Consider the following 14,053-nt stretch of genomic DNA (forward strand, 5'->3'; position numbering starts at 1 on the left):
CTCCGCCGCGTGGGCGCGACCAGCCACAGGCGACCCGCACTCGCAACGGACACCAGCCCCCACGGCGATTCACCGCACCTCAATAAACGCCCCCGCATCCCGCTCAGCCCGAGCCGCAGGCGACCCGGCCGCATGCCCCACAGCCACCGCCCCCATCGGATCCCACCCCTCCGGCAACCCCAACACCCCCCGCACGACATCCCGGCAGAACATCGTCGAAGAAACCCACGCCGACCCCAACCGCTCCCCGGCCAACGCCACCAGGAAGTTCTGCACACCCGCCCCCGCCGCCACCACGAACATCTCCCGCTCCGCCCCGTCCCGCCGAGCGTCCCCGTACGTGTGCGCCCCGTCCATGACGAGACACGGCACCACGAGATACGGCGCCCCGCGCAACACGTCCCCCCGCCGCACCCGCTTGGCGATGGACTCCTCCGACTTCCCGTCCCGCCGCAGATCCGCGATCCACGCGTCCCGCATCGCGTCCAGCAACGCCCCCCGCGACTCGGCGGACTCCAGCAGCACGAACCGCCACGGCGTCGTGTGATGCGGCGCCGGCGCGGTCACCGCCGCGGCCACGGCCCGCCGTACGGCACCGGGGTCCACCGGCTCGTCCGTGAAGGCCCGCACCGTACGACGCTGGGTCACCGCCTCCCGTACCGCCTCCGAAGTCCCCAGCCGGAACATGTCGTCACGCCCGCCCCGCACCATGGCCCGCGCGCCCAAGTCGTCATCCTCATCCTCGGGGGCCACGACATGCGACAGCCCCCGCACCACGGCGACCGGCAACCCCGAGGCCTTGCCCTTGACGAGATCACCGGCGGCGGCGAGTTCGTCCGCCGTAGCCACGACGGTCGCGCTCAGCGGATTGCCGTACGCGTCCGTGCCTCCGCGCAAATCGTCCAGCACGCGTACCCCCGCGGCGCCGATCGCGACGTCCGTGAGCCCCGTGCGCCACGGTCGCCCGAAGGTGTCGGTGACGACGACGCCGACGGAGACGCCGAGCGCGTCCCGCAACCCGTCACGGATCGCGCGCGCGGACGCGTCCGGGTCCTCGGGCAGCAACAGCACAGTGCCGGCAGGGGTGTTGGAGGCGTCGACCCCGGCGGCGGCCATGATCAGCCCCTGCCGGTTCTCCACGATCCGCAGGGCCCCGCGCCGCGCCACGACCCGTACGGTCTCGGCGTCGATCGCGGCCTCCCGGTCGGCCGCCTCGACGACCCGCCCCTCCGCCTTGGACACGATCTTCGAGGTGACGAGGAGCACGTCCCCGTTGACGAGCCCGGGCTCGGCCGCCGCGATCAGCTTGGCCAGATCGTCCCCGGCCGCGACCTCGGGCATCCCGGGCACGGCCCAGACCCGGTAACCCTCCACCGGTGCCACCTCGCTCATACCGCCCGCACCTCCTCCGCCAACGCCAGCGCCTCCCGCGCCATCCGCGCGGTCGCCTCGGTGTCGGTCATCATCAGCGGTACGGCCCGACACCGGATGCCCGCCCCCTCGACCTCCGCTACGGCGGCCGCGTCCACGGTGTCGACCAGCCAGCCGTCGAGCAGCCCGGAGCCGTAGTGCTCGGCCACCGCCGTGGCCGTGGACTCCACGCCCACCGCCGCGAGCACCTTGTCGGCCATCCCGCGCACGGGCGCGTCCCCGACGATGGGGGAGAGGCCGATCACCGGCACCCCGGCCTCGGCGATCGCCTCCCGGATACCGGGCACGGCGAGGATGGTGCCGACGGAGACGACGGGGTTGGACGGCGGGAAGAGGATGACGTCCGCGTCCGCGATCGCCTCCAGGACCCCGGGCGCGGGCTTGGCCTGCTCGGCCCCGACCGGTACGACGGCCTCGGCGGCCACGGACGCGCGCAGCCGTACCCAGTACTCCTGGAAGTGGATCACCTTGCGCTCGCCGTCCACCTCGACGGCGACATGCGTCTCGACGCGGTCGTCCGTCATGGGGATCAGCCGCACCCCCGGCTGCCACCGGTCGCACAGCGCCTCGGTGACCGCGCTCAACGGGAACCCTGCGCCGATCATCTGGGTCCGCACGATGTGCGTGGCGAAGTCCCGGTCGCCGAGCCCGAACCACTCGGGCCCGACCCCGTACGCCCCGAGCTCCTCCTTGAGGTGGAAGGTCTCGTCGGCCCGACCCCAGCCCTGCTCCTCGTTGATGCCGCCGCCGAGCGTGTACATCACCGTGTCGAGGTCCGGGCAGACCTTCAGCCCGAAGAGGTGGATGTCGTCCCCCGTGTTGCCGATCACCGTGATGTCCGCGTCCGGCACGGCCTGCTTGAGACCGCGCAGGAACCGGGCACCACCGATACCGCCTGCCAGAACCACAATGCGCATTCAAACAGTGTGTCAGCCGCAGGCTGACTCGTTGAGGGGTGGTGGTCGGGTGACGGGTGGGCAAGTCTCGCAGGCGGGTCCGACAACGCGGCGGGCAGTCGTCGGATCGAGGGCCGGGCGGTCGTCTCGTCGCGCGCCCAGCGGTCAACGCATCGCGTCAGGCGGTCACGGCATCGACCGGCTCGGACCCGGTGCGCCGCGCGCACGCCGTGTGCATCGGCATCTCGGTGAGGCCGGGGAAGTAGACGTGCAGGCTTATGGCCGGTTCGAGGGTGTCGTTGACGACCTCGTGGACGTACCCCGGCGCGAACACCCGCTGCCCGCCCGCCCCCAACGTGCGCGTGCCCCGCTCGGTGCGCTCGGTCAGCGTGCCCTCCAGGACGGTCAGTACGCCGGAGGAGGGGCCGTGGTCGTGCAGCCCGCTGCCCTGTCCGGGCACCCAGGACAGCAGCCACACCTCGTAGCCGGGGCCGGTGTGCAGCCGGTGGTACCAGCGGGTCGTCGCGTCGTACTCGACGAGGTGCTCCCACTGGGTGCGGTCGGCCGCGACGGAGCGCGCCAGGCCGACGAACTCGGCCACGGTGGCAGGGTGTTCGCGCGGCGGCTGGAGCAGGTGCGGGACTTCGAGGATGTCGCCGGCGATCTGGAGGTCGCTGTCGCTGTTCATGGGGGTGCGGTGGTTCCTCGGCGTAAGTAAGTAACGGCGGGGGCTGGGTGTCACCAGATGAAGAGAGCAAGCAGGGCTGGAGCGCGTGGGCTCAACAGCCGGAACAGCAACAACAGCTACAGCGAGCGTGCGCAGCACCGAGGGACCCGGCGGTGCGGGTCGAGGTGGGTGCCAAGTTCGCGAGCATGCCCACAAGGACAGCGGTTCACACCCGCACTGTCAACTCGACGCCCGGTATGTGGGACATGTTTCACCTCATCCGGTTCATCTCCGAGGTGAAAGGTTTGTTCATGCGCCTACCGGGACACATGGCGCACAACCGGGCGCACAAACCCCAGTGGAACGAGATCGAACTCCTGGGCGTCCTCTCCCGTACAGGCTCCGTCTCGGGGTAGGAGGCGCTCAGGGGGGTCTCCTCTGCCTGTCAAGGTTTATGCCGATTTGAACACTTTCCGCTAGGCCTTGGTTCCGCAGAGTGAATAAGGGGCCCAATAGCAGATCTCGGCTTGACTCGCCCGGAGCAGCACACTTGTAATTTCACTCGTGTCGTTCAGCCGACATCGGTAACGGCTACATCACGGGGACGCGAAAGACGGACGAGGGGCGCACATGACCGAGCTGGTGCAGCAACTGCTGGTCGACGACGCGGACGAGGAACTCGGCTGGCAGGAGCGCGCGCTGTGCGCCCAGACCGACCCCGAGTCCTTCTTTCCCGAGAAGGGCGGCTCCACCCGCGAGGCCAAGAAGGTCTGCCTGGCCTGTGAGGTCCGCTCCGAATGCCTCGAATACGCCCTCGCCAACGACGAACGCTTCGGCATCTGGGGCGGCCTCTCCGAGCGGGAACGCCGTCGGCTCAAGAAGGCCGCCGTCTGAAGCCGTACGGCACACCTCAAGACATACCTCGGGACATACCTCGAGATGTACTGAACGGCCCGTCGCAGCTGGGTTATCCACAGGCGGCGGGCCGTCGTCATGCCCAGCCGATAGTGTGGGCGCTCGTCCGAGACGTACCGCAGTCCCCTCGGGACACGGGCGTCCACCGCAGTCCATCGAACCGGGGCCCGTACCTCGATGTCCGTGCACAGCCACACGGCAGGCCAACACGACGCTGCCACTCCTGAGTTCCCGCGTCACGTGGTGACCGCGGTGCTCGTCTCCCACGACGGCGCCCGCTGGCTGCCCGACGCGCTCGCCGGGCTGCTCGGCCAGGAGCGCCCCGTGCAGAGCGTCATGGCCGCCGACACCGGCAGCGCGGACGCATCCGCCCAGCTGGTCACCGACGCCCTCGGCGCCGACCGCGTGCTCCACCTCGCCCGGCGCACCGGCTTCGGCCAGGCCGTCGAGGAGGCCAACCGCACCGCGCCGCTGCTGACCCCGGACGAGCTGCCGTACCTGAAGCGCCCCAGCGGTTGGGACCCCGTCACGCGCACGTGGCGCGACGACGCCTACGACCTGCCCGAACTCCCGTACGGCGAACCGGTCCAGTGGCTGTGGCTGCTGCACGACGACTCCGCCCCGGAGCCGGACGCCCTGGCGCAACTGCTGCGGGTGGTGGACCAGGAGTACGAGCTGGGCCGCGACGACGTGGCCGTCGTGGGCCCGAAGCTGCGCGGCTGGTACGACCGGCGGCAGCTGCTGGAGGTCGGCGTCACCATCGCCCACTCCGGCCGCCGCTGGACCGGCCTGGACCGCCGCGAACAGGACCAGGGCCAGCACGACCACGTACGGCCCGTGCTGTCCGTGTCCACCGCCGGCATGCTCGTCCGGCGCGACGTCTTCGACGAACTCGGCGGCTTCGACCGCCGGCTGCCCCTGATGCGCGACGACGTCGACCTGTGCTGGCGCGCCACCGCCGCCGGCCACCGCGTCCTGGTCGCCCCCGAGGCGGTCGTACGGCACGCCGAGGCGGCCTCCCGCGAGCGCCGGGCCGTCGACTGCGCGGGCCGCACCGTCGCCTCCCCGCACAAGGTCGACAAGGCCGGCGCGGTCTACACCCTGCTCGTCAACAGCCGTACGGCCGTGCTGCCCTGGGTCCTCTTCAGGGTCGTCGTCGGCACCCTGCTGCGCACCGTCGCCAACCTCGTCGGCAAGGTCCCAGGACAGGCCCTCGACGAGATCCGCGGTCTCCTGGGGACCCTGTTGCGTCCCGAGCGGATCCTCGCCGGACGGCGCAGGCGAAGCGGCGCCCAGATCGACAAGGCCGAACTGCGGCCCCTGTTCCCGCCGCCGGGTGCGACCGTGCGGGCCACCTTCGAACAGGTCGCCGGAAGCTTCGTCGACACCTCCGACCCCGAGGTCACCTCCGGAGCCGGCCGGCACGGCGGCGCCGTCGAGTCAGGACCCGGCGGAGACGACGCCGACTTCCTGGAGATCGAGCAGTTCGCGCGCGTGAAGCGCATCGCCCGCAAGCCGGGCCCGGTGCTCTTCCTGGTGCTGCTGCTCGTCTCCCTCGTCGCCTGCCGCGGCCTGCTCGCCAGCGGCGCGCTCACGGGCGGCGCGCTGCTGCCCGCCCCGGGCGACTCCAGCGAGCTGTGGTCCCGCTTCCTGGACTCCTGGCACCCGGTGGGCGTCGGCGGCACCCCGTCCGCGCCGCCGTACCTCGCGCTCGTCGCGATGCTCTCCTCGCTGCTCTTCGGCTCGACCGGCATCGCCGTCACGGTCCTGCTGGTCGCCTCGGTCCCGCTGGCCGGGTTCACCGCCTACTTCGCCTCCCGCCCGCTCGTCGAGTCGCGCCTGCTGCGCGCGTGGGCGGCCGTCGTCTACGCCTTCCTGCCCGCCGCCACCGGCGCCCTCGCGGGCGGCCACATCGGCACCGCCGTCCTGGCCGTACTGCTCCCGTTGACGGCCCGCGCGGGCATCGCGGCCAGCGGCCTCACCCACACCTCCGGGGCCCGCGGCAGCTGGCGCGCCACCTGGGCGTACGCCCTGCTCCTGACGATCACCACCGCCTTCACACCGATCATCTGGCCCATCACCCTGCTCCTGGGCATCGCGCTGCTGGCCGTGCGCCGCGGCGACCTCGTCGGCTACGGCCCGCGCTTCCTGGCCCAGTACGGCACCCCGCTGCTGATCCTGGCGCCCTGGTCGCTGACCCTGCTCCCGTTCGGCTTCTTCCAGCAGGCGGGCCTGGAGTACGGCTCCGGGTCCGCGTCCCCCCTCGACCTGCTCGGCGCCAGCCCCGGGGGCCCCGGCACGGTCAGCGGCCTGATGCTCATCGGCATCGTCCTGGCCGCGCTCGCCGCCCTGCTGCGCAGTGAGCGTCAGTTCGGCATCTGGACGGCCTGGGGCATCGCCCTGGTGGGCCTGGTCTTCGCCGTCCTGTCGAACAGCTCCACCTGGGCGGGCCCCGCGACCCTCGTCTACGGCCTCGCCCTCCTCGCCGCCGCCGCGCTCGGCGCCGACGGGGCACGCGCGCGTGTGGCCGAGCAGAGCTTCGGCTGGCGCCAGCCGGTGGCCGTCCTGATCGCCTTCGCCTCGGCCGCGGGCCCGCTGCTCGTCGCCGCCGGCTGGATGCTCCGCGGCGCCGACGGCCCCCTGGAGCGCCACGACCCGACCCAGGTGCCCGCGTTCGTGGCCGAGGAGAGCGGTACCCAGGACCAGGCCCGCACCCTCGTCCTGGACAGCGACTCCGCCGCGCACGTCGGCTACATGCTGGTGCGCGGCTCCGGCGCCCGCATGGGAGACGGCGAGTTCGCCGCGGCGGACGGCGAGAACACCAAGCTCGACAAGGTCGTCGCCAACCTCGTCGCCGGCTCCGGCGCCGACCAGGCCGACGAACTCGGCGGCTTCGCCGTGCGCTACGTCCTCGTCCACAAGGGCGCGCCCCGCGAGGTCAGCCGCGTCCTGGACGCCACCCCCGGCCTCAGCCGCCTCAGCCAGGCCGACGGCAGCGCCCTGTGGCGGGTGAACGAGGAGGTCTCCCGCGCGGCGATCATCACCGGCTCCGCGGCCCCGAAGCCCGTCGCCGCCGGACCCGTCGACATCCACACCACGATCCCGTCCGGCGCCACCGGCCGCGTCCTGCGCCTCGCCGACTCCGCGGCCACGGGCTGGACGGCCACCCTGGACGGCAAGCCGCTCACCCGCACCACGGTCGACGGCTGGGCCCAGGGCTTCGAACTCCCCGCCTCCGGCGGCACGTTGGACGTCACCTACGACGACCCGATCGGCCACACCGCCTGGCTGTGGACACAGGGCGCGCTCGCCCTCGTCCTCGTCGTACTCGCCCTCCCGGGCCGCCGCCGGGAGATTGACGACGACCTCCCCGAGGAGGAGCTGATCCCGGCCCAGGCCGTCGCGGGCGAGGGCCGCAGGGCCCGCCGCCTGCGCGCCCAGGCGGAGGCCGAGTCCACCGACCAGACCGACGACCCGGCGGACACCGGGCAGTTCGACGCGTTCGCCGCGGGTGCCACGCCTCCTCCGGAGGAGGAGGCCGTCGCCGCGATCCCGCAGCAGCAGTCCTACGGCGAGTGGGACGCGGCGAGCTACGCGGGCGCCGAGTACGGCACCTACGGCGGTGAGCAGTACCAGGCCAACGAGCAGTACCAGGCCAACGAGCAGTACCCGCCCGGTACTTACGACCAGTCGTACCAGGCGGACCCCTACCAGGGCGGCCAGGCCGGCCAGGGCCAGTACGACCCGTACGCGTACGGCGGCCAGCCCGCGCAGGCCTACGACCCGGCGTACGACCAGGGCTACGACCAGAACCAGGGGCAGAACCAGGGCTACGACCCGAACTACGACCCCGCCTACGACCCGACGTACGACCCGGCCCAGCAGCAACAACCGCACGACAACGAGCGCCCCGACGGGAGCCAGCAGTGAACCGCCCCGCCCTCTCCCTCCTCGCCGGCGTGGTCGCGCTCGCCGCCGTCACCGGGTTCGCCGAGATGAAGGCACCGGCCGCGTCCGGCGCCGGCACCGCCAAGGCGGCCGCCCAGCTGCCCGTGGAGCGCACCAGCCTGCTCTGCCCGGCACCCAGCACCTCCGACCTCGCCGACACCTCGTACACGTCCTTCACGCCCGTCACCACGGGCACGGACAGCAGCGGCAAGGCCGAACTCCAGTCCGCCACCGAGGAGTCGGGCGACGGCACGAGCAGCAAGAAGAAGCCCGCCAAGCCCGTCCTGGAGCCCAAGGACCCCGGCACCCCGGCCACCGGAGACAGCTCGGGCGCCGACTCGCCCGCGCTGCTCGGCACCGCCGAGGGCAAGTACGCGCCCGGCTGGACCGTCCAGGAGACCACCGAGGTCGCCGCGGGCAACGGACGCGGCCTCCAGGGCGTCAACTGCACCGCCCCGGACACCGAGTTCTGGTTCCCGGGCGCCAGCACCGCCACCGGCCGCACCGACTACGTGCACCTCACCAACCCGGACGACTCCGCCGCCGTCGTCGACATCCAGCTCTTCGGCAAGGACGGCGACCTCAAGTCGACGGTGGGGGAGGGCATCACGGTCGAGCCGCACGCCGGCGAGCCGATCCTGCTCTCCACGCTCACCGACGACGAGGAGACCGACCTGACCGTGCACGTGAGCGTGCGCAGCGGCCGGGTCGGCGCGTCCGTGCAGGCCCTCGACTCCAAGCTCGGCGGCGACTGGCTGGCCGCGTCCACCGACCCGGCCGGCAGCCTGGTCATGCCGGGCATCCCCAAGGACGCCACCTCGGTGCGGCTGATCGCCTTCACGCCGGGCGACTCGGACGCCGACCTGAAGGTGCGGCTGTCGTCACCCACGGGGATGATCACGCCGGCCGGGCACGAGACCGTGCACGTGAAGGCGGGCATGACCACCGCCGTCGATCTGGGCGACGTCACGCGCGGCGACCCGGGCTCCCTGGTGCTGACGCCGACCGACCAGTCCGTGCCGATCGTCGCCGCGCTGAAGGTCGTACGGGGCAAGGGCAGCAAGCAGGAGACGGCGTTCATCCCCGCGACCGCCCAGGTCGGCACGCGCGCGACGGCCGCCGACAACAGCGCCAAGGGCTCCACGCTGTCCCTGGTCGCGCCCACCCGCACCGCGACGGTCAAGGTCACCGCGTCCGCGGGCAGCGGTGGCGGTACGCCCGTCTCGAAGACGTACACGATCAAGGCCGGCACCACCGAGGACGTCGAACTCCCGGTCCCCGGCGGCCTGAAGGGCACCTACGCGCTGACGGTCGAGCCGCAGTCGGGCGGCCCGGTGTACGCGGCCCGGACGCTGTCGGCGACCGAGGAGGGCGTACCGGGCTTCACGATCCAGACGCTGCCGGACGACCGGGGGACGGTGTCGGTGCCGCAGACGGACGAGGATCTGTCCGTACTCCAGAAGTAGCGGTTCGCGGCACGCGCGCGGGGAGGGTGACTAGTCCTCCCCGTAGCGCGGATCGACCGTCTCCGGGGTGAGCCCCAGCAGTTCGGCGACCTGTTCCACGACGATCTCGTGGACCAGGGCGGCCCGTTCGTCGCGCCCCTTCGTGCGGATCTCGACCGGGCGCCGGTAGATGACCACGCGCGCGGGCTGCCCCTCACGGGCGGCGATCGTGCCCCCCAGGGGCACCGATTCGTCGTTCCAACCCTCTCCAGCACCACCCAGTCGAGGGACTTCCAGCACCAGGAAATCGATCTCGGCCAACTGCGGCCAGCGTCGCTCCAGGCGCTCCACGGAGTCCTGCACCAGATCCGCGAACGCCTCGGCGCGGCTCGCGGCGAGCGGAACCTGGGGCGGCGCGATCGGGCCGCGCATGCCCCGGCCGTGGCGATCGCGGCGGCGGGGCCCGGGGCCGGCGGCAGGGGGCGGTACGGGGGTGTCCATCACTGGTGAAGCGTAGTCCCCGCAGGGTCCCGCCGCCCGACTCCACCGCCGTCGGACGCTCCGCACGGCATGTCGCCGGATGACCATTCCAGCCAAGGTTGGGCTCGATTCCGTATGTCTCGAAGACCGTCCCTCTCAAGGCAATTGAGGTGTTTGTGCCGAGTGGTGACCGGGTCCGGCCCCGTTCGAGATCTCAGGAAGGGGTGTCCGTGCAGGTCAGCGACGTGTAACCGGTGGTGCGTGTGGGGCGTCTCACAGCCCGACACGGTGGGGTGACCTGGGGGAGAGTCGTCGCGGCCCGCTCAAGAGTGCGGTACCGTCCAACGTCGTGAGCCCTGTACGTCGCTGTTCGCGCACCGCTTGCGGCCGCCCCGCCGTCGCGACGCTGACGTACGTCTACGCCGACTCGACCGCGGTCCTCGGCCCGCTCGCCACCTACGCCGAACCCCACTGCTACGACCTGTGCGCCGAGCACTCCGAGCGCCTCACCGCGCCCCGCGGCTGGGAAGTCGTCCGCCTCCTCGACAGCTCCGCCCCGGCCCGCCCGAGCGGCGACGACCTGGAAGCGCTCGCCAACGCCGTGCGCGAGGCGGCTCGTCCGCAGGAGCGGGCGGCGGGAGCCGGTGGCGGAGGCGGGGCCCGTACGGCGGATCCGATGGAGGTCGCGCGTCGGGGGCATCTGCGGGTGCTGCGCTCGCCGGACAACTGACGGCGTCCGCCCCGCAGTTCGTTCAACGATTCACTTGGCGTTTCATCCAGTGATGCACGCCCATTGACGTGCCCTTGTCGCGGACACGACGATTCCCGGACCAGTGAGAAATCACTTTCCGCATCGCGGAACCCGGGGAGGCGCCCGTGTACGTCCAGGAACTGGAACCCGTCGCCGACTCGCTCGGCCTGTCCGCCCTGGTGGCGGCCCTGCCTCTGGTCATCGTCCTCGTCCTGCTCGGCGGGGTGCGCCTGAAGGCCTACTGGGCAGGCCTGACCGGCCTTCTGGCAGCCGCCCTGGTCGCCTGGCTCGCCTACGGCATGCCGCTGGAACAGACCGTCTCCAGCGCCGCCCAGGGAGCCGTTTTCGGCCTCTTCCCCATCCTGTGGATCGTCGTCAACGCCCTCTGGGTGTACCGGATGACGGTCCGCACCCGGCACTTCGACATCCTGCGCCGTTCCTTCGGGCGGCTGTCCGACGATCCCCGCATCCAGGCCCTGGTCGTCGCCTTCTGCTTCGGCGCCCTCCTGGAGGCCCTCGCCGGCTTCGGCGCGCCCGTCGCGATCTGCTCGGTCATGCTCGTCGCGCTCGGCTTCGACCCGGTCCGCGCGGCCGTCGTCGCCCTGGTCGCCAACACCGCGCCCGTGGCCTTCGGGGCGATGGGCACACCGGTGGTCACCCTCGCCCAAGTCACGGGCCTGCCACTGGACTCGGTGGCCTCCGTGGTGGGCCGTCAGACACCGCTGCTGGCCCTCGTGGTGCCGCTCGTACTGGTCGGCCTCGTGGACGGCAGACGCGGCCTCCGGGAGACCTGGGTCCCCGCCATGGCGTGCGGACTCGCCTTCGCCGCGGCCCAGTTCGCCGCCTCCAACTACGTCTCCGCCCAACTCGCCGACATCGCCGCCGCCTTGGCCGGCGCGGGCGCCCTGGTCGCCGTACCGCAGGCGCGAAGGCCCGCCCCCGAGTTGGTGCGTGCGTCCGTGCTCACCGGCGTACCCAGCGAGGACCTGACGGAGGAGGACCCGCGACGCGAAGTGCTGCGCGCCTACGCGCCGTACGCGCTGATCGTGGCGATCTTCTCCATCGCGCAGATCCCGGCCGTCAAGGACTGGCTGGCCGGGGCCACGCGCGTGTACGACTGGCCCTTCCTGGACGTCGTCAACCCGGACGGGAAGCCCGTCGGCGGCAATGTGTTCACCTGGCCGATCGTCGCCACGGGTGGCACGCTCGTGCTGATCGCCGGAGTGTGCACGGCAGTTGTCCTCGGGGTCCACGCGCGCGTGGCGGTACGGGAGTGGGCGGCGACCGTGCACGAACTGCGGTTCGCGATCCTCACCGTGACGTCCGTCCTGGCACTCGCCTACGTCATGAACCTCTCCGGACAGGCCGCCACCATCGGGCACTTCGTGGCGGCCGCCGGCGCGGGGCTCGCCTTCCTGTCACCCGTCCTCGGCTGGTTCGGCGTGGCCGTCTCCGGATCGGACACGTCGTCCAACGCGCTGTTCGGTGCCCTCCAGGTGAGCGCGGCCCACGAGTCGGGACTCTCGCCCGAACTGCTCGCCGCCGCCAACAGCTCCGGCGGTGTCCTCGGCAAGATGATCTCGCCGCAGAACCTCACCATCGCCTGCGCGGCCGTCGGGTTGGAGGGCCGGGAGGGCGACCTGCTGCGCAAGGTGCTGCCCTGGAGCGTGGGGCTGCTGCTGGTGATGTGCCTCATCGTGGCCGGGCAGAGTTCGGCCGTCCTGGGGTGGATGCTGCCCTGAGCTGAGGTAACGGTGTGTGGACGGCTCGGTTGCCGCACGTCGCACGCCGGTCCTGGCGGGTAGTTTGGGGCGACCGATAGGACTTTCTGGAGGGTTGGCCGTGTCTGCTGATCTGTCGCAGCTCGTGAAGGCGTACGACGTACGGGGCGTCGTCCCGGACCAGTGGGACGAGTCGTTGGCCGAGCTGTTCGGAGCGGCCTTCGTCCAAGTGACCGGTGCGAGCGCCCTCGTGACGGGACATGACATGCGGCCCTCGTCCCCGGGCCTTTCCGCCGCCTTCGCGCGCGGAGCGGCGGCGCGCGGCGTCGACGTGACCGAGATCGGCCTGTGCTCGACGGACCAGCTGTACTACGCCTCGGGCGCGTTCGGCCTCCCCGGAGCCATGTTCACGGCCTCGCACAACCCCGCGAAGTACAACGGCATCAAGATGTGCCGGGCGGGCGCGGCCCCTGTCGGCCAGGACACCGGCCTCGCCGAGATCCGCCAACTCGTCGAGTCCTGGCTGGACTCGGGCGTGCCGGAGGTCTCCGGACCGACGGGAACGATCACACAGCGGGACACGTTGGAGGATTACGCGGCGCACCTCCGCGGCCTCGTCGACCTGACCTCCATCCGCCCCCTGAAGGTCGTCGTCGACGCGGGCAACGGCATGGGCGGCCACACGGTCCCGACCGTGTTCGCCGGTCTGCCGCTCACACTCGTCCCGATGTACTTCGAGCTGGACGGCACCTTCCCGAACCACGAGGCCAACCCGCTCGACCCGGCCAACATCGTCGACCTCCAGGCACGCGTCCGCGTGGAGGGCGCCGACCTCGGCATCGCCTTCGACGGCGACGCCGACCGCTGCTTCGTGGTCGACGAGAACGGCGACCCGGTCTCCCCGTCCGCGATCACCGCGCTGGTCGCCTCCCGCGAGCTGGCGAGGAACGGCGGCACGGGCGTGGTCATCCACAACCTGATCACCTCCTGGTCGGTCCCCGAGGTCGTCAAGGAGAACGGCGGCACACCGGTACGCACACGCGTGGGCCACTCCTTCATCAAGGCCGAGATGGCGAAGGCCGGCGCGATCTTCGGCGGCGAGCACTCCGCGCACTACTACTTCAAGGACTTCTGGAACGCCGACACGGGCATGCTGGCCGCCCTCCACGTCCTCGCCGCGCTCGGCGGCCAGGACGGCACCCTCTCGGCCCTCGTGGCCCAGTACGACCGCTACGTGGGCTCCGGCGAGATCAACTCCACGGTCGACGACCAGCAGGCCCGCCTAGCCGCGATCCGCGCCGCCTACGAGAACCAGACCGACCTCACCCTCGACGAACTCGACGGCCTCACCGTCTCCTCCGCCGACTGGTGGTTCAACGTCCGCCCGTCCAACACGGAACCGCTGCTGCGGCTCAACGCGGAGGCGCGGGACGAGGCGACGATGGGGAAGGTGCGGGACGAGGTGCTGGGGATCATCAGGGGCTGAGGGCGCTCCGGCTGAGGGTTCTTCTCGGTGCTGGTCCGACCCATCTGGTGGGCGCGCTTTTCCACGTGGGTCGGCATTTTCAGCCGGCGCGGCGCGGTGCGGTGCGGTGCCGTGCCGTGCCGTGCGGTGCCGTGCGGTGCACGAGGCCGAGTGCGCCGTCCCACCCCACCCGGAGGGGGCGCACCTCCAACGCCCGGCCAGCATTTCCAACCCGTCTGGCATCGCGGGCCGAGTCAGCCGTCCCGAACCCCCACCCACCCGGAGGGGGCCGCCTCTCCAGCACAGGCCCGCATTCTCAGCCCGTCCGGCGTTT

The 14,053-nt window shown here is 71.9% G+C and carries 10 protein-coding genes; 6 read left to right on the forward strand and 4 right to left on the reverse strand.

Annotation, left to right across the window (positions count from 1 at the left end):
• Positions 1-69 precede the first annotated feature (69 nt).
• From SPR02S_RS52520 to SPR02S_RS52530, 3 genes are all read right to left on the reverse strand, one after another.
• On the reverse strand, positions 70-1,392 hold the full coding sequence (locus tag SPR02S_RS52520; protein WP_019065084.1) for a coenzyme F420-0:L-glutamate ligase: 1,323 nt from the start codon (positions 1,390-1,392) through the stop codon (positions 70-72).
• On the reverse strand, positions 1,389-2,348 hold the full coding sequence (gene cofD / locus SPR02S_RS52525; protein ID WP_019065085.1) for a 2-phospho-L-lactate transferase: 960 nt from the start codon (positions 2,346-2,348) through the stop codon (positions 1,389-1,391). The genes SPR02S_RS52520 and cofD overlap by 4 nt, the downstream gene beginning before the upstream one ends.
• A gap of 157 nt (positions 2,349-2,505) precedes the next feature.
• Positions 2,506-3,015: a cysteine dioxygenase gene (locus SPR02S_RS52530; protein WP_019065086.1), complete on the reverse strand. Its 510-nt coding sequence runs from the start codon at positions 3,013-3,015 to the stop codon at positions 2,506-2,508.
• A 609-nt stretch (positions 3,016-3,624) separates the two neighbouring features.
• Here SPR02S_RS52530 and SPR02S_RS52540 point away from each other — a divergent pair.
• From SPR02S_RS52540 to SPR02S_RS52550, 3 genes are all read left to right on the forward strand, one after another.
• Positions 3,625-3,888, forward strand: a complete 264-nt coding sequence (locus tag SPR02S_RS52540; RefSeq protein ID WP_003975777.1) for a WhiB family transcriptional regulator — start codon at positions 3,625-3,627, stop codon at positions 3,886-3,888.
• 198 nt (positions 3,889-4,086) lie between these two features.
• On the forward strand, positions 4,087-7,839 hold the full coding sequence (locus SPR02S_RS52545; protein ID WP_078623281.1) for a glycosyltransferase: 3,753 nt from the start codon (positions 4,087-4,089) through the stop codon (positions 7,837-7,839).
• On the forward strand, positions 7,836-9,323 hold the full coding sequence (locus tag SPR02S_RS52550) for a DUF5719 family protein (RefSeq protein ID WP_019065089.1): 1,488 nt from the start codon (positions 7,836-7,838) through the stop codon (positions 9,321-9,323). Before SPR02S_RS52545 ends, SPR02S_RS52550 begins: the two co-directional genes overlap by 4 nt.
• Positions 9,324-9,353: 30 nt before the next feature.
• Here SPR02S_RS52550 and SPR02S_RS52555 read toward each other — a convergent pair whose 3' ends face one another.
• Entirely contained in the window at positions 9,354-9,803 is a 450-nt protein-coding gene (locus tag SPR02S_RS52555) for a metallopeptidase family protein (protein ID WP_078623282.1), read from the reverse strand.
• A gap of 277 nt (positions 9,804-10,080) precedes the next feature.
• On the opposite strand from SPR02S_RS52555, the gene SPR02S_RS52560 reads away from it, so the two are divergent.
• The 3 genes from SPR02S_RS52560 to SPR02S_RS52570 all read left to right on the forward strand — a co-directional run bounded on the left by SPR02S_RS52560 (position 10,081) and on the right by SPR02S_RS52570 (position 13,740).
• Entirely contained in the window at positions 10,081-10,512 is a 432-nt protein-coding gene (locus SPR02S_RS52560) for a DUF3499 domain-containing protein (protein ID WP_078532602.1), read from the forward strand.
• Between the two features lie 146 nt (positions 10,513-10,658).
• Positions 10,659-12,275, forward strand: coding sequence for an L-lactate permease (locus SPR02S_RS52565; RefSeq protein WP_019065092.1), 1,617 nt, complete (start codon positions 10,659-10,661; stop codon positions 12,273-12,275).
• A gap of 100 nt (positions 12,276-12,375) precedes the next feature.
• Positions 12,376-13,740 carry a phosphomannomutase/phosphoglucomutase gene (locus SPR02S_RS52570; RefSeq protein WP_026151703.1) on the forward strand — a complete coding sequence of 455 codons (1,365 nt, stop codon included), beginning with the start codon at positions 12,376-12,378 and terminating at the stop codon, positions 13,738-13,740.
• The last annotated feature ends 313 nt before the right edge of the window (positions 13,741-14,053 follow it).

It is taken from the genome of Streptomyces prunicolor NBRC 13075, from assembly GCF_000367365.1.
In the GTDB taxonomy this organism is placed as follows: domain Bacteria; phylum Actinomycetota; class Actinomycetes; order Streptomycetales; family Streptomycetaceae; genus Streptomyces; species Streptomyces prunicolor.